The sequence below is a fragment of the Micromonospora sp. NPDC048170 genome, assembly GCF_040652795.1.
Classification (GTDB): Bacteria; Actinomycetota; Actinomycetes; order Mycobacteriales; family Micromonosporaceae; genus Micromonospora.
Map to the genome: position 1 here is coordinate 1 of NZ_JBEZMR010000050.1, position 22370 is coordinate 22370.

20 protein-coding genes and 2 tRNA genes are annotated in these 22370 nt (G+C 71.7%); 10 read left to right on the forward strand and 12 right to left on the reverse strand.

Annotated features, from left to right (window positions below; translation table 11 throughout):
* The first annotated feature begins 821 nt into the window (after positions 1 to 821).
* Positions 822 to 1049, forward strand: coding sequence for a hypothetical protein (locus AB0D32_RS31530; RefSeq protein WP_357098153.1), 228 nt, complete (start codon positions 822 to 824; stop codon positions 1047 to 1049).
* Positions 1050 to 1052: 3 nt separating this feature from the next.
* Here AB0D32_RS31530 and AB0D32_RS31535 read toward each other — a convergent pair whose 3' ends face one another.
* From AB0D32_RS31535 to AB0D32_RS31560, 6 genes are all read right to left on the reverse strand, one after another.
* Positions 1053 to 1850: a carbon-nitrogen hydrolase family protein gene (locus tag AB0D32_RS31535; protein ID WP_357098156.1), complete on the reverse strand. Its 798-nt coding sequence runs from the start codon at positions 1848 to 1850 to the stop codon at positions 1053 to 1055.
* 210 nt (positions 1851 to 2060) lie between these two features.
* Entirely contained in the window at positions 2061 to 3356 is a 1296-nt protein-coding gene (gene clpX, locus AB0D32_RS31540; RefSeq protein ID WP_357098159.1) for an ATP-dependent Clp protease ATP-binding subunit ClpX, read from the reverse strand.
* A gap of 219 nt (positions 3357 to 3575) precedes the next feature.
* Positions 3576 to 4238, reverse strand: a complete 663-nt coding sequence (locus AB0D32_RS31545) for an ATP-dependent Clp protease proteolytic subunit (protein ID WP_357098162.1) — start codon at positions 4236 to 4238, stop codon at positions 3576 to 3578.
* A gap of 10 nt (positions 4239 to 4248) precedes the next feature.
* A complete protein-coding gene (locus AB0D32_RS31550; protein WP_357098165.1) occupies positions 4249 to 4890 on the reverse strand; it encodes an ATP-dependent Clp protease proteolytic subunit in 642 nt (213 codons plus the stop codon).
* A 169-nt stretch (positions 4891 to 5059) separates the two neighbouring features.
* The gene (gene tig, locus AB0D32_RS31555; RefSeq protein ID WP_357098168.1) at positions 5060 to 6406 is read right to left on the reverse strand and encodes a trigger factor; all 1347 of its coding nucleotides are present in this window, start codon (positions 6404 to 6406) and stop codon (positions 5060 to 5062) included.
* A gap of 136 nt (positions 6407 to 6542) precedes the next feature.
* Positions 6543 to 6616 (reverse strand) — tRNA-Pro (locus AB0D32_RS31560).
* A gap of 190 nt (positions 6617 to 6806) precedes the next feature.
* Between AB0D32_RS31560 and AB0D32_RS31565 the strand changes: the two genes are divergently transcribed.
* Positions 6807 to 6880: transfer RNA gene (locus tag AB0D32_RS31565), tRNA-Gly, on the forward strand.
* 466 nt (positions 6881 to 7346) lie between these two features.
* Here AB0D32_RS31565 and AB0D32_RS31570 read toward each other — a convergent pair.
* On the reverse strand, positions 7347 to 7835 hold the full coding sequence (locus AB0D32_RS31570) for a GNAT family N-acetyltransferase (protein WP_357098171.1): 489 nt from the start codon (positions 7833 to 7835) through the stop codon (positions 7347 to 7349).
* 232 nt (positions 7836 to 8067) lie between these two features.
* Here AB0D32_RS31570 and AB0D32_RS31575 point away from each other — a divergent pair, with 232 nt between their 5' ends.
* A complete protein-coding gene (locus tag AB0D32_RS31575; protein ID WP_357098174.1) occupies positions 8068 to 8625 on the forward strand; it encodes a hypothetical protein in 558 nt (185 codons plus the stop codon).
* Positions 8626 to 8776: 151 nt separating this feature from the next.
* Here the strand turns inward: AB0D32_RS31575 and tnpA are convergent, their stop codons facing one another.
* Complete coding sequence (gene tnpA, locus AB0D32_RS31580; protein ID WP_357098177.1) at positions 8777 to 9193, reverse strand: IS200/IS605 family transposase; 417 nt, start codon at positions 9191 to 9193, stop codon at positions 8777 to 8779.
* 27 nt (positions 9194 to 9220) lie between these two features.
* Here tnpA and AB0D32_RS31585 point away from each other — a divergent pair, with 27 nt between their 5' ends.
* Together AB0D32_RS31585 and AB0D32_RS31590 are read left to right on the forward strand one after the other, a co-directional pair.
* Positions 9221 to 10477 (forward strand): transposase, encoded by a 1257-nt coding sequence (locus AB0D32_RS31585; RefSeq protein ID WP_357098180.1) that lies wholly within the window; start codon positions 9221 to 9223, stop codon positions 10475 to 10477.
* 7 nt (positions 10478 to 10484) lie between these two features.
* The gene (locus tag AB0D32_RS31590) at positions 10485 to 10694 is read left to right on the forward strand and encodes a hypothetical protein (RefSeq protein WP_357098183.1); all 210 of its coding nucleotides are present in this window, start codon (positions 10485 to 10487) and stop codon (positions 10692 to 10694) included.
* An 11-nt stretch (positions 10695 to 10705) separates the two neighbouring features.
* On the opposite strand, the gene AB0D32_RS31595 is transcribed toward AB0D32_RS31590, so the two are convergent.
* Positions 10706 to 12295, reverse strand: a complete 1590-nt coding sequence (locus AB0D32_RS31595; RefSeq protein WP_357098187.1) for a mucoidy inhibitor MuiA family protein — start codon at positions 12293 to 12295, stop codon at positions 10706 to 10708.
* 107 nt (positions 12296 to 12402) lie between these two features.
* Between AB0D32_RS31595 and AB0D32_RS31600 the strand changes: the two genes are divergently transcribed.
* The 5 genes from AB0D32_RS31600 (at position 12403) to AB0D32_RS31620 (ending at position 19573) form a co-directional block, all read left to right on the forward strand.
* Positions 12403 to 13113 (forward strand): methyltransferase domain-containing protein, encoded by a 711-nt coding sequence (locus tag AB0D32_RS31600; protein ID WP_357098190.1) that lies wholly within the window; start codon positions 12403 to 12405, stop codon positions 13111 to 13113.
* A 26-nt stretch (positions 13114 to 13139) separates the two neighbouring features.
* On the forward strand, positions 13140 to 13559 hold the full coding sequence (locus tag AB0D32_RS31605; RefSeq protein ID WP_357098193.1) for an ASCH domain-containing protein: 420 nt from the start codon (positions 13140 to 13142) through the stop codon (positions 13557 to 13559).
* Positions 13560 to 13737: 178 nt separating this feature from the next.
* Positions 13738 to 16917 carry an Hsp70 family protein gene (locus AB0D32_RS31610; protein WP_357098196.1) on the forward strand — a complete coding sequence of 1060 codons (3180 nt, stop codon included), beginning with the start codon at positions 13738 to 13740 and terminating at the stop codon, positions 16915 to 16917.
* Between the two features lie 118 nt (positions 16918 to 17035).
* Positions 17036 to 18259: a S8 family peptidase gene (locus tag AB0D32_RS31615; protein WP_357098199.1), complete on the forward strand. Its 1224-nt coding sequence runs from the start codon at positions 17036 to 17038 to the stop codon at positions 18257 to 18259.
* 153 nt (positions 18260 to 18412) lie between these two features.
* The gene (locus AB0D32_RS31620) at positions 18413 to 19573 is read left to right on the forward strand and encodes an FAD-binding oxidoreductase (RefSeq protein WP_357098203.1); all 1161 of its coding nucleotides are present in this window, start codon (positions 18413 to 18415) and stop codon (positions 19571 to 19573) included.
* A 145-nt stretch (positions 19574 to 19718) separates the two neighbouring features.
* On the opposite strand, the gene AB0D32_RS31625 is transcribed toward AB0D32_RS31620, so the two are convergent.
* Genes AB0D32_RS31625 through AB0D32_RS31635 form a run of 3 tightly spaced genes read right to left on the reverse strand, consistent with a single transcriptional unit; the run spans position 19719 to position 22334 of the window.
* The gene (locus AB0D32_RS31625; RefSeq protein WP_357098206.1) at positions 19719 to 20576 is read right to left on the reverse strand and encodes a family 3 encapsulin nanocompartment shell protein; all 858 of its coding nucleotides are present in this window, start codon (positions 20574 to 20576) and stop codon (positions 19719 to 19721) included.
* Complete coding sequence (locus AB0D32_RS31630) at positions 20573 to 21310, reverse strand: hypothetical protein (RefSeq protein ID WP_357098209.1); 738 nt, start codon at positions 21308 to 21310, stop codon at positions 20573 to 20575. Before AB0D32_RS31630 ends, AB0D32_RS31625 begins: the two co-directional genes overlap by 4 nt.
* A 40-nt stretch (positions 21311 to 21350) precedes the next feature.
* The gene (locus AB0D32_RS31635; RefSeq protein WP_357098212.1) at positions 21351 to 22334 is read right to left on the reverse strand and encodes an aldo/keto reductase; all 984 of its coding nucleotides are present in this window, start codon (positions 22332 to 22334) and stop codon (positions 21351 to 21353) included.
* Between the last annotated feature and the right edge of the window lie 36 nt (positions 22335 to 22370).

Consider the following 22370-nt stretch of genomic DNA (forward strand, 5'->3'; position numbering starts at 1 on the left):
CTGAGCCAGGATCAAACTCTCCAACAAAAACTTGTTGAAAAACTGTCCCGACAACAAAAAGTGTTGCCAAAGGAATCCAAAACCAGCCAAACCATTACGGTCCGACCAGTCCCGGGTATAAACAAATTGGCACTGGCTTATCAAGCACCCTGTTGAGTTCTCAAAGAACAACCACACACCACCCGGGCGTCTCACATTGCGAGAACCCGCTTGGGGCAACTCCTCTACCTTACTTGGCTCACTTCCCGCTGTCAACCTCATGTCCGAGGTGATCAAGGAGAGATGCTCCAGGTCCACGATGACGCACGCCGCTTCGCGACGGTCGTTGCTGTCGTGGGAAACCGTAGACCGGCCGATCGCCACTTCGTGGCCATCCGCCCGGCTCCTGCCGGCTTTAGCACTCTACCCGGCCGGCTTCGCGATCGCAACCCCGTGCTGGAGTGTCCTCGCACCGCCCGAATCCTCAGCCTCGCTCGGCGTCTCCGCCACGAGCCTGGTGCAGTTGTCGGCCGGTTTGTCCGGCCTTCCGCGTGCAGAGAGAAAGTTACGCGGCCCGCCCTGAGAAGGCAAATCGGCACGCGTCGCTGCCCGACAGCGTCGGGCCGGCACCGCCGAATCGGACCGGCGGGCACCAGGTCCGGAGACGCCCCGGAAGGGCGGACGGAGCACCGTTGGTCGTGCGGCGCGTGTCCACACCGGTCCAGCCAGTAGCCCGGCCGGGGCCGCCTTCCCCGCTGGTGGACCGCCAGCCGACGGCGGTCGCGTATTCGTGATGACGACGCGGGGTCCGCAGGCGGCTGTGGCGTGCCAGAGTGTCTGTCATGGATGACCTCCCGCCCACCCGGGTGACCGTGCTCGCCGAGGACGCGCTGCTCGGACTGCTGCTGCCGTTCTGGCAGGTGGTCATCGGCGCCTTCGTGCTCTTCGTCGTCCTGGTCTCGGTGGCTCGACTGGCCCGCCGGGGTCGGTCCCGGATGACGACGGCGCTCCTGGTCACGGCCGCCGCGATCGCCGGCTTCGCCGTGGTGGGCGTACTGCTGCAGGGGTGAGCGTCAGAGGCGGCGGTTCGCCAGGCTGGGCAGTTCCGCGCGGATGGTCCGGAGCCGGTCGAGGTCGAGGTCGGCGACGGCCAGGCCCGGGCCGTCGGGCACCTGGGTGAGCACCGTCCCCCACGGGTCGACCACCATGCTTCGCCCGTAACAGGTCCGACCCGGCTCATGGGTGCCGGTCTGCCCCGCCGCGGCGACGAAACACTGGTTCTCGATCGCCCGTGCGCGCAGCAGCACCTCCCAGTGGTCCCGACCCGTGTAGAGCATGAAGGCCGCCGGCACCACGAGCAGCTGGGCGCCACCCTCGATCACGAGCTGCCGGTACAGCTCCGGGAACCGGAGGTCGTAGCAGATCGACAGGCCGACACGAAGGCCCTCGACGTCGACGACCACCGGCTGGTCACCCGGGGCCATGGTGGCCGACTCCAGGTAGGAGACCTGGCCGGGGATCTCCACGTCGTACAGGTGGATCTTGCGATAGCTGGCGGCGAGCGCGCCGGAACGGTCGAAGACCATGGAGGTGTTCCAGGCGCGGGCCGGGTCCGGCCCGCTCTCCCGGATCGAACCAGCGATCAGCCAGATGCCCAGTCGCCGGGCGACGCCAGCGAAGAACTGCCCCACCTCGCCGTCGACGGGCTCCGGTTCGGGAAGACCCGCAGCGGGGCCGAGATAGTCGACGCACTCCGGCAGGAGCGCCAGGTCCGCGCCGGCTGCCGCCGCGCGTTCCAGCATGGCTTCCGCAGCCGCGAGGTTCGCCTTACGGTCGTCCCGGGAGTTGAGCTGGCAGACGGCGACGCGCATGGGATCAGCGTACGACCGGAGCGCGCGCGGCGACAGCGTCGAAGCGGGCTCGTTCGGCGCCCTGGGGGCGGCGACGGGGGAAGGACCGGTGCTTCCGGCCACGGGTTCTTCGCATTCGCCGGGGACGGGTCGCCCGGGCGCGCATACGACTTACCGGGCGCGCACATGACGCCGCGCCCGACCTGGACGGACGGGCGCGGCGGCGGTGGATCAGGCCGACTTCTCCTCGCGGTCCCGCCGGGCCCGCCGGCCGGTGAACTCGCGCGGCACGATCGTCGGGTTGACGTTCTCCAGGACCACCTCGCGGGTGATCAGCACCCGGGCGGCGTCGGGGTTGCTCGGCACCTCGTACATCGTGGAGAGCAGAACCTCCTCGATGATGGCCCGCAGGCCTCGGGCGCCGGTGCCGCGCAGCATGGCCTGGTCGGCGATCGCCTCCAGCGCGGGCTGGTCGAACTCCAGCTCCACGCCGTCGAGCTCGAAGAGGCGTTGGTATTGCCGGACCAGCGCGTTGCGCGGCTCGGTGAGGATGCGCACCAGGGCGGTGCGGTCGAGGCTGCGCACGTTGGTGATCACGGGAAGTCGGCCGACGAACTCGGGGATCAGCCCGAACTTCAGCATGTCCTCCGGCATGACCTGGCTGAAGATGTCGTCGGTCGACCGCTCCGAGACCGACCGCAGCCGGGCCCCGAAGCCGGTGCCGCCCTGCCCCGTGCGGGCTTCGATGATCTGGTCGAGCCCGGCGAAGGCGCCACCGCAGATGAACAGCACGTTGGTGGTGTCGATCTGGATGAACTCCTGGTGGGGGTGTTTGCGCCCACCCTGCGGCGGCACGTTGGCCACCGTGCCTTCCAGCATCTTGAGCAGCGCCTGCTGGACGCCCTCGCCGGAGACGTCCCGGGTGATCGACGGGTTCTCCGACTTACGGGCGATCTTGTCGACCTCGTCGATGTAGATGATGCCGGTCTCGGCGCGCTTGATGTCGTAGTCGGCGGCCTGGATCAGCTTGAGGAGGATGTTCTCCACGTCCTCGCCGACGTAACCGGCCTCCGTGAGCGCGGTGGCGTCGGCGATGGCGAACGGCACGTTCAGCATCCGCGCCAGGGTCTGCGCCAGGTGGGTCTTGCCGCACCCCGTCGGGCCGAGCAGCATGATGTTGGACTTGGCCAGCTCGACGGCGTCGCTGCCGGAGCCCGGCGCGCCGGCCGCCTCTGCCTGGATCCGCTTGTAGTGGTTGTAGACCGCGACGGCGAGCGCCTTCTTGGCCTGGTCCTGCCCGACGACGTAGGTGTCGAGGAACTGGCAGATCTCCATCGGCTTGGGAAGCTCTTCCCACTTCACCTCGCCGGACTCGGCCAACTCCTCCTCGATGATCTCGTTGCAGAGATCGATGCACTCGTCGCAGATGTAGACCCCGGGGCCCGCGATGAGCTTCTTGACCTGCTTCTGCGACTTGCCGCAGAACGAGCATTTCAGTAGGTCGCCGCCGTCACCGATCCGTGCCACCTACGTTCTCCCTGCACTCGTCGGCCGGAGACCCGGCCCTCGCCTGCGGACGTGGAAGCGTCCGCCTCGTTTCGCCCCGCTCGTTCACCTTTGCCGGAGGGCCGGTGGAGCGGCACATACCCGACGTTACCCGCTGGCGGAGGTTTCTCCGACCCCCAAAACCGGTGTGTCAGACGGTCGGCCGGGAGCGGACTCCCGGCCGACCGCGACCCGTGCTGTTCAGCTGGCGGCGTTGGACGCCAGCAGGCCCTTCTTGCGGCTGGTGAGGATGGTGTCCACCAGCCCGTACTCCTTGGACTCCTCGGCCGTCATGATCTTGTCACGGTCGATGTCCTTGCGAACCTTCTCGATCGGCCGGTTGCAGTGCCGGGAGAGCATCTCCTCCAGCTGGGTCCGCATCCGCAGGATCTCACGAGCCTGGATCTCGATGTCCGAACCCTGCCCGTAGCCGCCCTCGGTGGCCGGCTGGTGGATGATGATCCGCGAGTTCGGCAGCGCCATCCGCTTACCCGGGGTGCCGGCGGCCAGCAGCACGGCGGCCGCGCTGGCGGCCTGACCGAGGCAGACCGTCTGGATGTCCGGCCGGACGTACTGCATGGTGTCGTAGATCGCCGTCATGGCCGTGAACGAACCACCGGGCGAGTTGATGTACATGATGATGTCGCGGTCCGGGTCGGTGCCCTCGAGCGTCAGCAGCTGCGCCATCACGTCGTTGGCCGACGCGTCGTCGACCTGGACGCCGAGGAAGATGATCCGGTCCTCGAAGAGCTTGTTGTAGGGGTTGGACTCCTTCACCCCGTACGACGTGCGCTCGACGAACGACGGCAGGACATAACGGTTGTGCACGGCCGCGAACTGGGGCGGCAGGCTCAGGTCGGTCATCGTCAGCTCCTCAGCTCAGGGTCCCGGCGCCATCCGGAACCTGGGCGGCCCCGATGATCACCTTGTCGATGAAGCCGTAGTCCAGGGCCTCCTGGGCGGTGAACCAGCGGTCGCGGTCGGAATCCGCCTCGATCTGCGCCTGACTCTGGCCGGTGTGGTGCGCGACCCGCTCCTGGAACATCCGCTTGGTGTAGAGCATCTGCTCCGCCTGGATGGCGATGTCGGACGCGGTGCCGCCCAGACCGCCCGAGGGCTGGTGCATCATGATCCGCGCGTGCGGCAGGGCGTAGCGCTTGCCCTTGGTGCCGGCGCAGAGCAGCAGCTGACCCATCGACGCCGCCATGCCCATCGCCACGGTCGAGACGTCGTTGTCGATGAACTGCATGGTGTCGTAGATCGCCATGCCGGAGTAGACCGAGCCGCCCGGCGAGTTGATCCAGAGGTTGATGTCGCGGTCCGGGTCCTCTGCGGCGAGCAGCAGGAGCTGCGCGCAGATGCGGTTGGCGACCTGGTCGGTCACCTCGCTGCCCAGGAAGATGATGCGCTCCTTGAGCAACCGGTTGTAGACCGAGTCGTCGAGGTTGCCAATGGAGTCGCCACCGCGGGCATCGATCGCCCGGAGCGGCTTCGCTTGCATGTGCATGTCGGTCATGGCAGCCCTTCGCTCTCCGTACCGTCCTACCCGACATTAACCGCTCAGCCGGGTGGCAGAGCGCCGGTCCGGGCAGTGTTCGCTATCAGCGCAGCACCGTCGAGGCGTACCCGAAAAGGGAATCGGCCGCCGTCCACCGCAGGCGGCGGACGGCGGCCTCACCCGACGATCAGTGCTCGTGGTTGTGCTCGGCCTCGTTCTCGGCGCGCAGCGCGTCGAGGGTGACCTCGTTGCCCGCCGAGTCCTTGATCTTGATGCGCTCCATGACCGAGGCCAGGGCCTTGCCCCGCCGCACGTCACCGAAGACGGCACCGGCCGCGCCCGAGCGGACCAGCTGGTCGTAGTACTGCTGCGGAGCCATCCCGGCGCGCTGGGCCCGGTGCACGATCTCGTGGCCGAACTCGTCGTCGGAGACCTGCACGTCCTCGGCGTCGGCGAGCGTGTCCAGCAGCAGCTGGATCTTGACGCCCTCGGTCGCCGCCTCGGTCAGCTCGGCGTCGATCTGCTCCTCGGTCTTCTCCTCGGCCGCGAGGTACTCCTCCAGGGAGGCGCCGATCCGCTCGAGCTGGTCGACCATCGCCTGCTTGCGGTTCTCGACCTCCTCGCGGATGACGCCCTCCGGCGCCGGCACCTCGGCGGTGGCCACCATCTGCTCCAGCGCCTTGTCGCGGGCGGCGTAGATCTGCTCGACCCGCTTGCCCCGGGAGACCCGCTCGTGCAGGTCGGCGCGCAGCTCCTCGATGGTGTCGAACTCGCTCGCCATCTGGGCGAACTCGTCGTTCAGCTCCGGCAGCTCCTTCTCCTTGACCGTGCGGACGGTCACCGCCACCTCGGCGTCGCGGCCGGCGAAGTCGCCGCCGACCAGCTGGGTGGTGAAGCTGGTGCTGTCGCCGGCGGCCAGGCCGACGACGGCCTCGTCCAGGCCGGGGAGGAGCTGCTTGCTGCCGACCTCGTGGGAGATGTTGCTGGCGGAGCCGCCCGGCACGTCCTCGCCGTCGACGGTCGCGTTGAGGTCGATCTGGACGTAGTCGCCCTCCTGGGCGGCCCGCTCGACGGTCTTCAGGGTGGCGAACCGCTCGCGCAGGCTCTTCACCTGCTCGTCGATCTCGCTGTCGTCGATCTGGAGCTCGTCGACGGTCACCTCGATGGTGGCCGGGTCCGGCAGGGTGATCTCCGGGCGGACGTCGACCTCGGCGGTGAAGTTCAGCGAGTCACCGTCGTTGAACTCGGTGATCTCGACCTCGGGGCGACCGAGCGTCTTCAGGTCGTGCTCGCGGACGGCGGCGAGGATGTTCTGCGGGATGGCCTCCTGCACCGCCTCGTTGAGGACGGTGCCCCGGCCGACCCGCTGGTCGATCACGGCTGCCGGAACCTTGCCCTTGCGGAAGCCGGGCACCTGGACCTGCTGCCCGATCTCCCGGTACGCCTTCCTGAGGCTCGGCTCGAGCTCGACGAACGGCACCTCGATGGCGAGCCGCACGCGCGTCGGGCTCAGAGTCTCGACGGTGCTCTTCACAGGCGTACTCCTTGACGGATCTCGGTTTTAGTCTGGGCGTGATAAGCCCATCGAGTGTAGGCGAGCCGGCCGGACGCACCGGCAGCGGCCGGGGACCGCGCGGAGGGCGACCCCGGCAACCGGCCGCGGACGACAGTCGGGGTGGCGGGATTTGAACCCACGGCCCCTCGCTCCCAAAGCGAGTGCGCTACCAAGCTGCGCCACACCCCGTGGCGACGAGCAGTCTATGCCGTCGCGACCCGCCGGACGTGCCGGGGCGTCCCCCAACGCGCCGAAGGAGGACCAACCGGACATCTGACCCCCCGGAAACCGTCCGGCACGGCCGCTGCGGGGATACGGCCGCGCGGTCCGGACGGGTCATTGGGTACGCTGTCGGCGCGCCCGCAGCTCCGGGGCGCACGCGGGCGTAGCTCAATGGCAGAGCTTCAGTCTTCCAAACTGACGGTGCGAGTTCGATTCTCGTCGCCCGCTCCAGCATTACCGGCCCAGGTCAGCGGCGTTCTCGCCGAGCCTGGGCCGTGCTCGTTCCAGCCCTCTTCGATCTCGCGGGCCGCCCGCATGCCGGCGTGGCCCGTCCGGTGCAGCAGACCCGGTGTCAGAGGGCGGTGGCAGCCTCTGGATCCGTGACACCCCTTGCCCTGTACGAAGCCTCCGTTGCCATCCTCTACGGCCACTTCGTCCTCCGGGACGGCTGGTGTGACGCCGGTGACGACGGCGCAGATTCACAGGATCGTGTAGCTGGCGCGTCCACATACCAACTCACCGTGCGGGCGCTCTTGGACTCAACGACCGCAGGGCTTGGGCTACGGATCTGGGCCAGCGAGCCCGAACCGGATGGCGGCTGCTGGGACGAATACCGACAGCTCCAGCTGCACTGCCCTACCGGAGAGCAGAGGGCCCAGCCATGCCCACGCGCCCACGTCGCCAGTTTCCGGCTGGGTCAGAAGTCGAGTCGGTACCGCTGCTCCTGGCGACCGCTGCGCGGGTGCGGCGTGGGCTCGCCGTACGAAACCCAGCCGCGGCCCTCGTAGAGTCGGATCGCTCGATGGTTGTCCGTGTAGACGGCCAACTCACCTCGCGCGAATCCGGCGGCAGCAAGGCAGGTCGGAAGCGCCAGCAGCAGTTGCCGACCGACACCCCGGCGCCAACTGGTGGGCCGCACTCCGAGGTAGCGGACCTCGGCGGTCGACTCGTCCCGGGAGACGGGCTCGACAGCGGCGAAGCCGACAACCCGGTCGTCAGCGTCAAGCGCGACCAGCAGAAATGACCTGGGTGAGCTGTCGACCACCGCCTGAATGACGGGCCGAGCCAGCTCCAGTGGCGCGATCTCCGCTTCGCCATCGCGGGCGGCCGTCGTTTCGGCCCAGACGGTGGCCGCCTCGTCGAGGTGCTGCCCGTGGTTGGCCACCCGTACGTGCACGACGGTCATCGGCTCAGTTTGCCCATGCCGACTCACCGTGGCGACCGGGTTTCGTCCGGGCTCCGACCTGATGGCTGACGGGCACCGGCACCAGCGAACCGGCGACGACAGCAGCGGTACGGGTTCGAAGGTGGGTGGCCTTCTCCGGGCAAGGTCAGGACACCGACGATCGACCTTCCAACCCGACAGTACGGGTTCGAATCCCGTCGCCCGCCGGCCGCGTTGCTGCCACGATTGCGACGTGAACGGTCCCGTCCCGGTCTGGCGAAGCGCCCTGCTCGGCCGCGTCGTCGCCCAGATCGAAGCCGAGACACGTCAGGCGTGGGAGAGCCTGTTGTGCGATCTCGACATCGCCGCGGACTCGGCGGAGGCGATCGAGTTGGCCTGGCTGGTGGTGGATGATCCGGCGGCGTACGGGTGGCGGACGGTCGACGGCGCGCTTGACCGACTGACCTGTCCGGCCTGCGCGTCGCGGCTGACCAGGGGACCGGGTTCGTGCGAGACGTGCGAGTTCCACCACCGGATACGCTTCGGAGCGCGCGAGGTGGACCGCCAGCACGTCCCGCCGGGGAACGAGCACGCGCTGAGGGTGGCGAGCGCGGTGACTCGTACGCGTCATCGATACTCGCCCAGGGCACGGGCGGGCTACGAACTCATGTTGCCGGATCTCGTCGCCGGCGCACTGCCCACCACGAGGCAGGCCCAGGCAGGGAAGGCGCTCATCAACAAGCTGACCGATGACGAGTGTGATCGCGTCACCAGCCTCGCCCAGGTCGAGGAGCTGGCGGGCGGTCGCTGATTCCCGAGGAGCAGACATGTCCAGTGAGCCGGAGCCGGGCCTGGCGCCCGCACACCTACGGCCCAGCTACCGGTTTGCGGGCTAGTGCTCCGGCCTTCAGGCCGGGGGTGAAGGCCCGCGCTGGGAGGGCCGCCAAGGCCCGAGCAGTGCCTTAAGTCGGATGGTTCTGCTGCTCGATGTACTGCTTTACGACGCTCAGCGGTGCTCCGCCGAAGGAGCCTGCGAAGTACGAGCCCGACCAGAGCTTGTTGGCCCGGTAGTAGTGGCGCGCGAGGTCGGGGAACTCCTGCCGCAGCCGCCGGGAGGACACGCCCTTGAGGCTGTTGACCAGGCGTGCCACCGCGATCTTGGGCGGGTAGTTGACGAGTAGGTGGACGTGGTTGTTCTCGCCGTTGAACTCGACCAGTTCGGCCTCGAAGTCGCGGCACACGTCCCGCATGATCGCCTCCATCCGGGACAGGTGCCGGTCGGCGAACACCTTGTGCCGGAACTTCGTCACGAAGACCAAGTGGACGTGCATCGCGAAAACGCAGTGCCTACCAGCGCGAATGCCTCCAAGCTCCGCCATAAACCAATATGGTATACCGTGCTTCTCGTGCAACTCCGTTACCAGTTCCGCGTGTATCCGACGCCCAGTCAGCAGATCGCGCTGGCGCGGGCGTTCGGGTGCGCACGGATGGTATTCAACGACGGGCTGCGCGCACGGCAGGAGGCCCGCGAGCAGGGGTTGCCGTACGTCTCGGACGCCGAGCTATCCAAGCGGGTCATTACGCAGGCCAAGCTGACGCCGGAGCGGGCGTGGCTGGGCGAGGTGTCGGCGGTGGTGCTGCAACAAGCCCTCGCGGACCTGAATACCGCCTACCGCAACTTCTTTGCCTCGATCTCGGGCAAACGCAAGGGCCGCATGGTGGCCCCTCCCCGGTTCCGGTCACGCAAGGACAACCGGCAGGCCATCCGGTTCACCAGGAACTCCCGGTTCAAGGTGCTGGACAACGGCAGGCTGCGGTTGCCGAAGATCGGCGACCTCGCGGTCCGCTGGTCCCGGGCGCTTCCCTCGGACCCGTCGTCCGTGGCGATCATCAAGGACGCTGCCGGACGGTACTTCGCCTCCTTCGTGGTGACCACGGGGCAGGACGAGACGTTACCGCCGGTCGAGTCCGAGGTGGGTATCGACCTGGGCCTGACCCACTTCGCGGTACTGTCCGACGGCACGAAGGTCGCGGCGCCGAAGTTCCTGCGCTGCGCAGCCCGCAGGCTCAAGCGGTTGCAGCAGGAGTTGTCGCGCAAGCAGAAGGGCTCGGCCAACCGGAAGAAGGCCGTCGTCAAGGTCGCTCGCGCTCATGCGCGGGTGGCCGACACCCGGCGGGACTGGCAGCACAAGCTGTCCACGACGATCATCCGCGAGAACCAAGCGGTGTACGTCGAGGATCTGTGCGTGGTCGGTCTCGGCCGGACCCGGCTCGCCAAATCGGTGCACGACGCCGGGTGGACGAGCTTTGCCGCGATGTTGGAGTACAAGGCTGCCCGGTACGGGCGGACATTCGGTCGGGTGGACCGGTTCTTCCCGTCCACCCGCATGTGCTCCGACTGCGGGCGCATCAACGCCAAGATGACGCTGAACGTCCGAGCGTGGTGCTGCTCGTGCGGCAGTCACCACGATCGGGACGTCAATGCCGCCAAGAACGTCAGGGCCGCTGGACAGGCGGACCTCAACGCCCGTGGAGCGCACGTAAGACCGGGACTTGTCCCGGCAGCGCGCAGCGAAGCGGGAACCCACCCGGACGCCGCGCGGCCCACGCGCAGCGTGGAGGGAATCTCCGTCCTTAAGGCGGAGAGGATGTCAAGACGGTGATCCGATCATGGTGGCGGTCGACGGGCAGGACTTCCGTGTTCGGGTACGTGCCGGGGAGCCCGGCACGTACGACTTCGACTGGCTCAGCGGGCCGCACGACTACGGCTTCGGGCTCTCCAGGTCTGACGGCGTCGCGCTGAGCCGGCCCGAGATGGAGGAGGCCATCCGCGCCTTCCTGGCCGAGATCGATCCCGCCACCGGTTACCTGGCGGAATAGCGGCAGGCGGCCTACTCCCGCCAGCCGACCAGTTCGACCCCCTTGGCGATCTCGACCCGGAAGCCCATGGTGATCTCGCCGCTCTTGCCCGGATCGAGCCGCAGCCGCCAGATCAGCTCCCCCAGCTCGGTCCGTTCGGCCGGCGGCGGGACGAGGGTGGCGTCCCGTACGGCCACCCCGTCGTCGCGGGAGACCGGCAACTGGTCCCGCACCTCGACGGTCGCCGGCCGGGGCGTGTGGTTGGCCACGGTGATCCGGTACTCCACCTCCCGCCGCCGGGTCGAGCCGAGCGTGGCCTTGGTGTCGGAGCGCCGGTTCAGTTTCCGTTCCACCCGCAACCGGTCGTCCACCCCGAGCGCCAGTTCGGTCTCCTCGCCCGGCGCCCACGCCGACAACCGGGTGGTCGCGACGAAGTCGGCGCCATGGAAGACCGCCGCCGGGCCGGGGAGCAGCGTGTGCGCCGAGGTGTTGCGTACCGTCGCGCGCAGGTGCGCCTCCGGTGCGCGCAGCGGCACGGTCACGTGGTCCAGGCGGGCCGGCAGTTCCAGCACGGCGACGGTGGCGCGGTGGGCGCTGCCGTCGGCGGGTACCGCGATGGGGCGGGCCGGCCGGTAGGTGGCAGCGGCGATGCCCTGCTCGACCTCGGCGACGCTCGCCCGCATCATCGGGGGCGGCGGGCCGGCGAACGCGGCTACGCCGGTGCTCGGCGGCGCCGCGGCGGGCGCCGGCATGGGCGGCGGGCCGTCCGCCATCATCGCCGGCAGCGCCCGCGGCGTTCTCGGCCGGACCCGGTCGAGATACCAGGGCGACAGCTCGGGGACGGCGGTCGCCACTGCCGGGCGGGCGGTCGAGAGCTGGAGTTCGCACTCCGGCCAGTCCTCGCCGGTGTCCTGGCTGACCAGCCCGAACCAGGTCAGCGTCACGGTCTCGTCGACCAGTCGCAGGTCGTACGAGGGCTGCCAGCGGGCGCCGTCCACCAGGTAGGTCAGCTCCAGCTCCAGCTCGGCGTCGTCGACGTCCACCGAGACGGTCACGTCGGCGGCCAGCCGGTCCGGTTCGCGTTTGCCGTTCGCGGCCTGGAGGCGCCGCTCGACGGCGGCCAGTTCGTCGGTCAGCTCGGTGCGCTGCCGGGACAGCCCGCGCCGCCGGGTGCGGGAGTCGGTGAGCTGGCCGGCCACCGAGTCGGCGAAGGCGGCCACGTCGGTCGGAGCGGCGTCGCCGGCGGCCAGCGCACGGGCGTACGTGCCGCCGGCCCGTTCGGCCAGCCGGGCGAGGAACTGCCCCCGCTCCGCCTCGATCTCGTACGCGTCATCGGCTTCGGCCAGTTCGTCGGCCAGTTCCCTCCGCCGCCGCTCCAGCTCGTTGACCTGCGGGTCTGCACTGCGGGCCTGCCGCCGGGTCGTCACGTCCACGCCGAGCACGGTGGCCGCGCCCCGGCCGCCGACCCGCAGCGAGTCGCGCCGCAGGCCGAGTGGCAGCGGTGCGATGCGGATCCGATGCTCACCGGCGGCCAGCCGGGTGCCGCCCCGGCGGGTGACCCGGGCGCGGTCCGGATAGACGGTGACCCCGACGATGGGTGCTTCGATCTCCACTGCGTCCACGGCGGCGAGAGTAGCCGGGGTTCGCTCGCCCCGCCGGGCTGCCGGGCGAGGTTGGCGGGCGGCCTTTCGTCACCCACCACGTGGGACGGTGCCGGTACCGTGTGCCGGTGACCGACCAGGATCTCAGGCCGTACCTGGCCGCCGCCTCGGCGAACCTGACCTACAACGCCCCGCTGGGCGAGCTGCGGGTGACGGACCTGATCCGGCGGTTGGCCCCCACCGGGGCGGGCTGGCGGGCCCTGGACCTGGGCTGCGGCAACGGCGAGTTGCTCCTGCGGCTGTGCGCGGCCCACGGTATCGCTGGTGACGGGGTGGAACGTGACGCCGGCAGCGGTGAACGGGCCAGGCTGCGCGCGACGGAGCGGGGCATCGCCGAGCGGGTCGCGTTCCACGACACCGATGCCGCCGCCTGGGACCGTCCCGCCGACCTGGTCGTCAGTGTCGGGGCCGGCCACGTCTGGGGCGACGCCGCGCAGGCCCTCGCCGCGTTGCACCGCCTCACCGTGCCGGGCGGCAGGTTGCTGTTCGCCGACGGCTTCTACCAGGCCAGCCCCACCGCTCAGGTCCGGGAGATCTTCGGTGACCTGCCCGACCTGGCGACCCTGGTCCAGTTCGCCGTGGATGCCGGGTTCCGGCCTCTGCATGTCGCCGTGTCCACCCTCGCCGAGTGGGACGACTTCGAGTCGGACTGGCGTGCGGGCATCGAGCGCCTCGGTACGCCGGACGCCCGCGCGTTCGCCGACCGGCGCCGCGGCGAGTACCTCGACGGCTACCGCGAGGTCGTCGGCTTCGGCTGGCTGATCATGACACCGGCCTGACGGGTGTGTTCGCGTACCCTTCCGGCGTGGAGCTTTCTGATCTGCCGACCGCGGAGTTCGCGTTCCCAGGGCCGCTGCGGGACAGGCTGGTGGACGCGATCCTGTCCGGCGCGAAGACCGCGACGTCCAGCCTCGTGCTCGGGTACGAGCGCGCGAACGAGCCGCCGCCCGAGGTCGGTCAGCGGTCGGCGGTGCTCGACTCGGCAGGCCGACGGGTCGCCGTCATCGAGGTGACCGAGGTGCGGGTGGTCCGGCTCGCCGACGTGGACCTGCGCCACGCGCTCGACGAGGGCGAGGGGGACGAGTCGGTGGCGCAGTGGCGGGCCGGGCACGAGACGTTCTGGCACAGCGCGGAGGTACGCGCGGAGCTGGGTGACCCGGACTTCACCGTCGACGACGACACCCTGGTGCTGACCGAGCGGTTCCGGCTCGTACACGAAGCCTGAGCGGTTCCGGCCCGGACGAAAGCCGGTGACGGGAGGAGGGCGACGACGACGTGCCGCCGGCCGTCCCGTCGGCTCCGGCGTTGCGCCGCGAGGCACCTCAGGGCGAGGACAGCGCCGGTGCGGCGGCTGCGTACGATGCGTGGCCGGGCATCCCCTCGTCCCGTGGAGGTGACGGCAGATGGCAGGCCAGCACGAGGGGTACGCCCTCGGCGTAGACCTCGGCACGTCCCACACCGTCGCCGTGCTGCGCCGGCCCGACGGGCACACCCGCCCCCTGCTCGTGGACGGGCAGCCGATCATCCCCTCCGGCGTGTACGCCGACCAGGACGGGCTGCTGCACGCCGGCCGGGACGCCCAGCGGTTGGCCCGGACCGACCCGGGCCGGTACGAGCCGAACCCGAAGCGGCACATCGATGAGCCGGCGGTGACGCTGGGTGACCGCCGTTACCCGCCGGCCGAACTGCTGGCCGCGACGCTGCACGCGGTGGCCCGGTCGGCCGTCGAGGCGGTCGGGTTCCTGCCCTCGGCGGTGCTCACCTGCCCGGCCACCTGGGACGCGGCCCGGCGCCAGGTGTTGGCCGACGCCCTGGCCGTGGCGGGCTGGCCGTCGGCGGCCGAGCACACGCTCTCCGGCCCCACGCCACCGGGCACCCGCCTGCTGCGCGAGCCGGTGGCCGCCGCCCGCTACTACGCGCAGGTGCTGCGCCGGCCGGTGCCGGTCGGCGGCACGATCGCGGTCTTCGACTTCGGCGCCGGGACGCTGGACGTCGCGGTGCTCCGCAACGAGGGCGCCGATCCGTGGGGCGACTCCGGGTTCAGCGTGGTCGCCGCCGGCGGCGCCGACGACCTCGGTGGCCTCGACCTGGACGCGGCCCTGCTGGCCCGGCTCGGCGAACTGGTGGCGGGCGCCCACCCGGCGCAGTGGGAGCGGCTGGCCCGCCCGGGGTCCGCGACGCAGTGGCGGGAGCAGCACGAGCTCTGGGAGAACGTCCGGGGCGCAAAGGAGATGCTGTCGCGTGCCACCACCGCGCCGGTGGCCGTGCCGGGGGTGGAGGCGGTGGCCACGCTCACCCGGGACGACCTGGAACGGGTGGCCGCGCCGCTGCTGGGCCGGGCGGTGGCGGTGACCCGGGAGGTGGTCGGCGCGGCCGGCCTCGACCCGCAGCAGCTCACCGGCCTGTTCCTGGTCGGCGGCGCCACCCGGATGCCGATGGTGGCCCGGCTGCTGCACGCCGAGTTGGGGATCGCCCCGACCGTGCTGGAGCAGCCGGAGCTGCCGGTCGCCGAGGGGGCGCTGACCGACCTGCCCCTGCCCCGGCGGGCGCGGGCCGCGAGCGCCTTCGCCGCGCCCGCCCAGCCCGCCGCCGCACCACCGGCCGCCGCACCACAGCCCGTCGCCGCACCACAGCCTGTCGCCGTACCGCCGCAGGCCGGACCCGCGGCGCCGGAACACCCCGGTGTCGCCTTACCGCCGCAGGCCGGTTCCGCCGCGCCCGGACAGTCCGGGTCCGCCGGCCCGTCGCCGTACGAGGCCGCCGCGCCCGCCAGCCCGGCCGCCGGTGCGCCGACCGTGCCCGCCGGCCCGGGCCCCGCGCCGACCGTCGTGGCTGGGCCGGAGGGCGTCACGCCGGCGCTGCCCGCAGGCCTGACGCCCACCATGGTCGCCGGCCCGCCGACAGCCCCGACCGTGCCCGCCGCACCGTCGGTGCCGGCCACGCCGTTCGCACCGTCGGGGGCACCGGCCGGAGGCGCGGCGCCGTTCGCACCGTCGGCCTCCGTGCCGGCCGGTCACGGTGGCCCCGCCGCCCCGCCGGCCGGTCCTGGAGGGTATGCGCCGGGCACTCCGGCGGCGGGCCCTGGTGGGTATGCGCCGGGCGCTCCGCCAGCCGGACCGGGCGGGTGGCCGGGCGTACCCGTCTCCGGCACGCCGGTGTCGCCGCCGTCCGGCGGCGGCGGTACCGGGCCGGCGCTCCCCCGGCGCCGGGCGCTGTGGATCTCGCTCGCCGCCGTGCTCGCCCTCGCTGGCGTGGCGACCGCGGCCGTGCTGTACCTGACGCGGGACCGCTATCCCGCCCTGGAGTTCCGGACCGCCGTCGACCTGGTGACCCGGGTGCCCGCCGGCACGGAACGGCCGGCGGACATGTTCACCGCGGTCCTCGGCGACCGCGTCTACCTCGCCTACCCGCTCGACGACGGGCGGCTGGAGGTGGTGGCCGTCGACGCCGGCACCGGCGCGCAGAAGTGGCGGAAGCAGACCGCGGCGTCGTCCGAGCGGTGGGAGCGGATCGTCGCGCTGCCCGGCGCGGTCGCGGTCTTCGCCGACGCCATCGGCGACGACACCCCCCGGGACCTGGTGCTGCTCCACGGCACCTCCGGTGACCAGCTCTGGCGGCGGCCGATCCTGGGCAACGACGACGTCATCTTCGGCGAGGGTGTCGCGGTGCTGGTCGACCGCACCGGGAAGCGGCTGGCCGGGCTGCGGCTGAGCGACGGCGACGAGATCTGGGCGGAGCCCAACCCGAGCGACGAGTACGGCAACGTCCGGACCAGCGTCCACCCCGTCAGCACCGACAAGGCGCTCGGCGGGCCGGCCTTCCTCGACGGCTCCCCGCGCAACCCCTGGCTCGGGCAGGTGCGGCAGATCGTGCAGGTGGGCGCGGACCGGTCCGTCCGGCTGATCGACATGGGCAGCGGCAAGGTGGTCCGCAGGTGGGCCGGGGTGGCTGACCACGACGACCTGGTGGTGGCGCACGAGGATCGGCTCTACGTGGCCCGCGACGACACCGGCTACCAGTTGCTCGCGTACGACCTGACCACCGACGCCCAGCCGAAGGTGCTGCACGCCCCCGGGGACGGCAAGCGCAGGCCGAAGGCGCTGGTGCCCTGCGGCGAGCGGCGGGCGTGTCTGCTGGAGGTCTCCGGCGGCGACGACAAGACGGCCGAGGTGGTGGCGGCGACCGAGGAGAAGGTGACCAGCTGGAAGGCGCCGGAGGCGACCCGGCTGGTGCCGCTCGGCGAACACCTGCTCGCCCGGCGGACCTCCCCGAAGTCGGTCGGCACGCTGTTCGACGCCGAGGGTCGCGCCGTGCTGCGGGACCGTGGCGGGGTGGCGGTCCGGCTCGACGCGGGCAACCTGCTGCTCTTCGCCGACCCGCCCAACTCGGTCGAGGACGACCGCAGCGTCGCCGGGATGCCGGTGGGCTCAGGCGACGTGACCGAGATGGGCCAGTTGAAGGCGGTCCGCAGCGAGACGTGCTCGTGGAACGTCAGCGTGATCGTCTGCGGTGCCGGCAAGGACGACGGGGACGGGGCGGAGCCCCGGTACGGCTTCGTGCTCTACCGCTTCGCCGGCAAGTAGCCAGAAGCCCGACAGCAATTCAGATCGATCTATATAACCGATAGCCTCCTCTCAACGGCCAGGTTGTCCCGCGTCCGGTCACGAGCCGGCGCGGGGCCGACAGGAGGAGGACCGGCACATGACACTTCCCCGTACCCGGCGGTGGCGGGCCCGCGCGGTGGGCGTACTCGCCGCCGCCGCGGTCGTCGCCGCGATGGGCACGCCCGCGACGGCTGCTCCGGCCACCGGCGAGATCCTGCACGCCGACGCCACGAGCGCCGTGACCGACGGATACGTCGTGGTGCTCAAGGGCGACGCCCTCGGGCAGGACGGCGACCGGCGGGCCGCCGTCACGAGCGCCGCCGACAGGCTGGCCGACCGCTACGGAGCCACCCTCGGCAAGGTCTACGGGCACGCGCTCACCGGTTTCGTCGCGCATCTGCCGGAGCGGGCGGCCCGTCGGCTCGCCGCCGACCCGGCCGTGGCGTACGTGGAGCGGGACCGGATGGTGACCCTCGTCGGCCCCGGCGTGCAGCTCAACCCGCCGTCGTGGGGGCTGGACCGGATCGACCAGCGCAACCTTCCGCTCGACGGCCGGTACGCCTACCCGAACACCGCGCACAACGTGCACGCGTACGTCCTCGACACGGGGGTGCGGAGCACGCACACCGACTTCGGCACCCGGGCCGGCCTGGGCGTCGACCTCGTCGACGGCGGCCCGGCGGACGACTGCAACGGCCACGGCACCCACCTCGCCGGCACCATTGGCGGCACCCGGCACGGCGTGGCGAAGGAGATCCAACTGCGGCCGGTACGGGTGCTCAACTGCGCCGGCAGCGGCACCTTCTCCCAGGTGATCGCCGGGGTGGACTGGGTCACCGCGAACGCCGTGCGCCCGGCGGTGGCGCTCATGGCGCTCGGTGGCGGCGCCAGCACGGCGCTGGACAACGCGGTGAACCAGTCGATCGCCTCCGGCGTCACCTACGTCGTCACGGCGGGCAGCTCGAACGCCAACGCCTGCAACTACTCCCCCGCGCGGGTGGCGGCGGCGCTCACCGTGGCCGGCACCACCAGCACCGATGCCCGGATGCCGAGCGGCAACCACGGCCCCTGCCTCGATCTGTTCGCCCCCGGCGCCAGCATCACCTCCACCTGGCACACCAGCAACACGGCGGTGGCCGTCCTCAGCGGCGGCTCGATGGCCGCCGCCCACGTCGCCGGGTGCGCCGCGCTCGCCCTGTCGGCCAATCCCACCTGGAGCCCCGCCCAGGTGTCCGCCTACCTGAACGGCAGGGCCACGGCCGGCGTGGTCACCGGTGTGGTCAGCGGCACGCCGAACCGACTGCTCTACTGCGGCCCCTGAGCCAGGCGGGCACCGGATCCCGGCGCCCGTCCCGCGCGGCCCGTCGCACCGGCGGGCCGCGCGGTCCCCGCCGGGTGACGCTCCGGCAGCGGCCTGGCGGCCGATGGTCGCCGCCCCTTGTCCCTGCCGGACTCGCCGACTACCGTTTTATCGATGATCGACTATCTGGTCATCGGCGGGGGCATCGCGGGCGCCAGCGCCGGACACCACCTCGCCGCGTACGGCACCGTGGTGCTGCTGGAGATGGAACACGTCCCCGGTCAGCACTCCACCGGCCGCTCGGCCGCGACGTTCTCCGAGTACTACGGCGGGCCGGCGGTGCGCGCACTGACCCGGGCCAGCCGAGGCTTCCTCACCGCGCCGCCGCCGGGATTCGCCGAGCATCCCCTGCTCACCCCACGCGGCGCCCTCAGCCTCTGCCCACCGGGCAGCGAGGACGCCTTCGACGCGGCACTGCGTGACGGTTCCGAGGTGGACCCGCCGGCTGAGGAGATCGACCTCGCCGACCTGCCCCGGTACTGCCCCGTCGTCCGGCCCGAGTGGTGCCGGCGGGCGATGGTGAAGCCCGCCGCCCAGGACCTCGACGTCGCCGCGCTGCACCAGGGCTACCTGCGGGGCGTGCGGGCGGCCGGCGGCCGGGTCGTGTGCGACGCGCGGGTCCGCCAACTGCGGCGGGCCGGCGACGGGTGGCAGGTGACCACGGACGCCGGGGAGTTCACCGCCCGGGTCGTCGTCAACGCGGCGGGTGCCTGGGCCGACGAGGTCGCGACGGCGGCTGGCGTACGGCCGCTGGGGCTGACGCCGCTGCGGCGCACCGCCTTCCTGGTGGACGCGCCGGCCGGCGTCCCGGCGGCGGACTGGCCGATGGTCGGGGACGTGGACAGCACCTTCTACTTCAAGCCGGAGTCGGGACGCCTGCTGATCTCCCCGTGCGACACCAGCCCTGTCCCGCCCGGCGACGCCCGCCCCGACGACCTCGACGTGGCGATCGGCGCGGAGCGGGTGCAGGCGGCGACCACGCTGAACATCCGCCGCGTCCACCAGACATGGGCCGGGCTGCGCACCGCCGCCCCCGACGACGTGCCCGTGATCGGCCCGGCGACCGACGCTCCAGGTTTCCTCTGGATGGCCGGGCTCGGCGGCTACGGTGTCCAGACCTCGCCCGCGGCAGGCGCGCTGCTCGCCGCCCTGGCGGTCGACGCCCCACCCCCCGTCGACCCCACCCCCCTGTCTCCGGCCCGCCTCACCCGACCCGCGACCCGCACCGCCCCCGCACCACGCAACGGCGTCGACCATCAGGTTGGCGGCGCTTGAGGAGATCCGGGGCCGACGATCGCGACCCCGCCGGTCGGCCGGCGCCGGCGCCACCAGCCAGGCCGCGCCGACGGTGTGGACGGCCGCCCCACCGGTCCCGTGCAGGCCCCGGACGCCGACGTTTCGTGGTCAGGGGGTGACGGTCCTAGGCCGGTACGACGTGGAAGAAGTGGGTCGGCAGGTGCACGGCCAGGCCCTCGTGGATCTCGGCGCAGACGGCCGGGCCGTCGGTGGCGAACGTGCCGGGCGGCGGGGTGCCGACGCGGATCGCGGATCGCCCGGCGTCCAGCAGGCGGGCCGCCATCGCGAAGTCGCCCACCACCGCCTCGCCCGGCGCCACCATCCGCGTACGGCTGATCTGGACCCCGTTGCGGGTCAGGTCCGCCAGGAGCGCGCCCCGCCCGAGCAGGTGGGTGTAGTAGTCCCTCGGGTTGACGATCATCGCGTGCGGGGTGGCGCCGGTCTGCTCGATCTCGTCGCAGGCGGCGAGCAGGCCGGTCAGCCAGTCGTGCCGGTACGGCAGCCGCCCGATCTCCGGGTGCCGCAGCAGGCCGCCCTCGCCGATGGTCAGCGCCTGGTTCTCGGCCGTGGCGAGGCGGACCAGCAGCCGGTAGTCGATGAAGACGGCCAGCGCCTCCGGATCGTCGGCGACTTCCTCGGGGATGCGCACCCAGGCGCGGATCGGGTGCACCCCAGCGGAGGCGGTGCCGAACCGGAAGGCGGCCTCCCGGCGCAGGCCCGCCTCGTGCACGGCGGCGGCCTCGCCCGCGTCGGGCCGGCCCTCGCACCAGAACCGGACCGGCTCCATGCCGACGGACCGCGTGCGGAACAGGTTGCGGACGGTCACCCGGGGGCGTTCCTTGGTCGGCTGGAAGGCGTCCGTGATGGTGTAGTCGAAGCGCACCTCGGCGCCGGCGGGATCGTCGGCGTACGCGCGGGCGAACAGCTCACCGGGCGACAGCGTCGACGACGCGGTCACGGGCGGTGCGGCGGTGATGGTCATGAGTCCTCCCCGATGCAGATGGCGTGCCGGATCAGCCGCTGGTAGAAGGGCTGGTGGTGGTCGTGGTACGAGCGCAGGGTGTCGTTGTTGGCGACGGTCACCTCGAAGGACTTCTCGACCGGCGAGAAGCCCGAGGTGCGTTCGACGTCGAGGTGCCACTTGCGGGTACGCCGCCACTCGGCCCGCTCCCCCGGCGCCCAGTTCAGCGCCTCCGGCCGGTACGGCAGCCCCACGGCGGCGCACCAGGCGGCCACCGTCTCCCCCGGGTGCCGCAGCAGGTCCTCGGACCGGATCAGCACCGGCTGCCGGTGCGCGGTCCGGCGGACCAGGTCGAACAGCTCCCACTGGTGCTCGTAGCCGATCTCGGGGCAGGTCACCGTCGGCTTGATCGCGTGGTGCGAGCTGATCGTGCGGGCCGGTTCCCGGACGATGAAGGTGTGCGTGACGTCCGCGATCGCCCCGGGGTCGGCGAACAGGTGCGGGTAGCGGTATTCGAGCGTGTCCTTGACGAAGACGGTCCGGTCCCGGCCCAGCTCGCTCAGGTGCGCGACGACCTCGGCCGCGTCGGTCAGGGCGACGGTGCCGCCGTCGGCGGTGGGCAACTCGACGTTTCCCTCGTCGACGAGGGTGACCAGGGGCTCGTGGACGACCGTGACGTCGCCGCGGGCGATCATCATGCGCAGGAACGCGGTGGAGAGCGCCCGGGGGTGCGCCCACATGGCGATCACCGGCATGCCGGCCTCCCGTACCGCGTCGCCCGGCGCTGCGCCGCGCTCACTGCGACCACGACGTGGGCTTGCGGTCCCACCGGTGCGCGCGCAGCGTGTCCAGCAGCCCTGCGTCCAGTGGCACGCCGTCGCTGACGGCCAGGTTGGCGCGCACGTGCCCGACGCGGCGCATGCCGGGGATCACCGTGCTCACCGCCGGGTGGTGCAGGATGAACCGCAGCGCCAGCTCCGGCATGGTCGTCCCCGCCGGCACGTCGGCGGCCAGCCGCTCGGCGCGCTCCACGCTGGGCAGCAGGTTCTCCGGCCCGAAGTACGTGCTGCGCCAGTCCTCCTCCGGCCAGGTGCTGTCGGCGGTCAGCGTGCCGGTCAGCGTCCCCTCGTCGAACGGGACCCGGGCGATGATCGCGATGTCGTCGCGCTGGGCACGCGGGAACAGTTCGTCCTCCGGCGCCTGGTCGAAGATGTTGTAGATGACCTGCACGACGTCGATCAGGCCGGTGTCGAGGGCGGCGTGGCAGTTCGTCGGCTCCCACCGGTTGACGCTGATTCCGATGCCGTCGACCACGCCCTCCCGCTTGAGGTCCGCGACGGCCTCCTGCCAGCGGCCGTCGGCGGCCCACCGGTCCTCCCAGACGTGGAACTGGAGCAGGTCGATCCGGTCCACGCCGAGGTTCTCGAGGCTGCGGTGGGTGAACTCGCGGATGTGCTCGGCCGGGAAGACGTCGTCCAGGCTGTCCTGGGGGCCGGGCGGCCACTCGCGGTTCTTCGGCGGGATCTTGGTGGCCAGGTACAGCCGGCGGTCCGGGTGCCGGCGCACCAGGCCGCCGAGGAGCTGCTCGCTGACGCCCCGCCCGTAGACCCAGGCGGTGTCGAAGAAGTTGCAGCCCCGTTCCACCGCCTCGTCCAGGCACGCCGGTGCGGTGTCGTAGTCCCAGCCGGTGAAGCCGCCGGGTCCACCGCCGATGCCCCACATCCCGTACCCGACCTCGCTGACCTGCCAGCCGAGCCGGCCCATCCTGCGGTATCGCATTCCACTCCCTCATCCGTGCCGGTCACCGCGTCACGC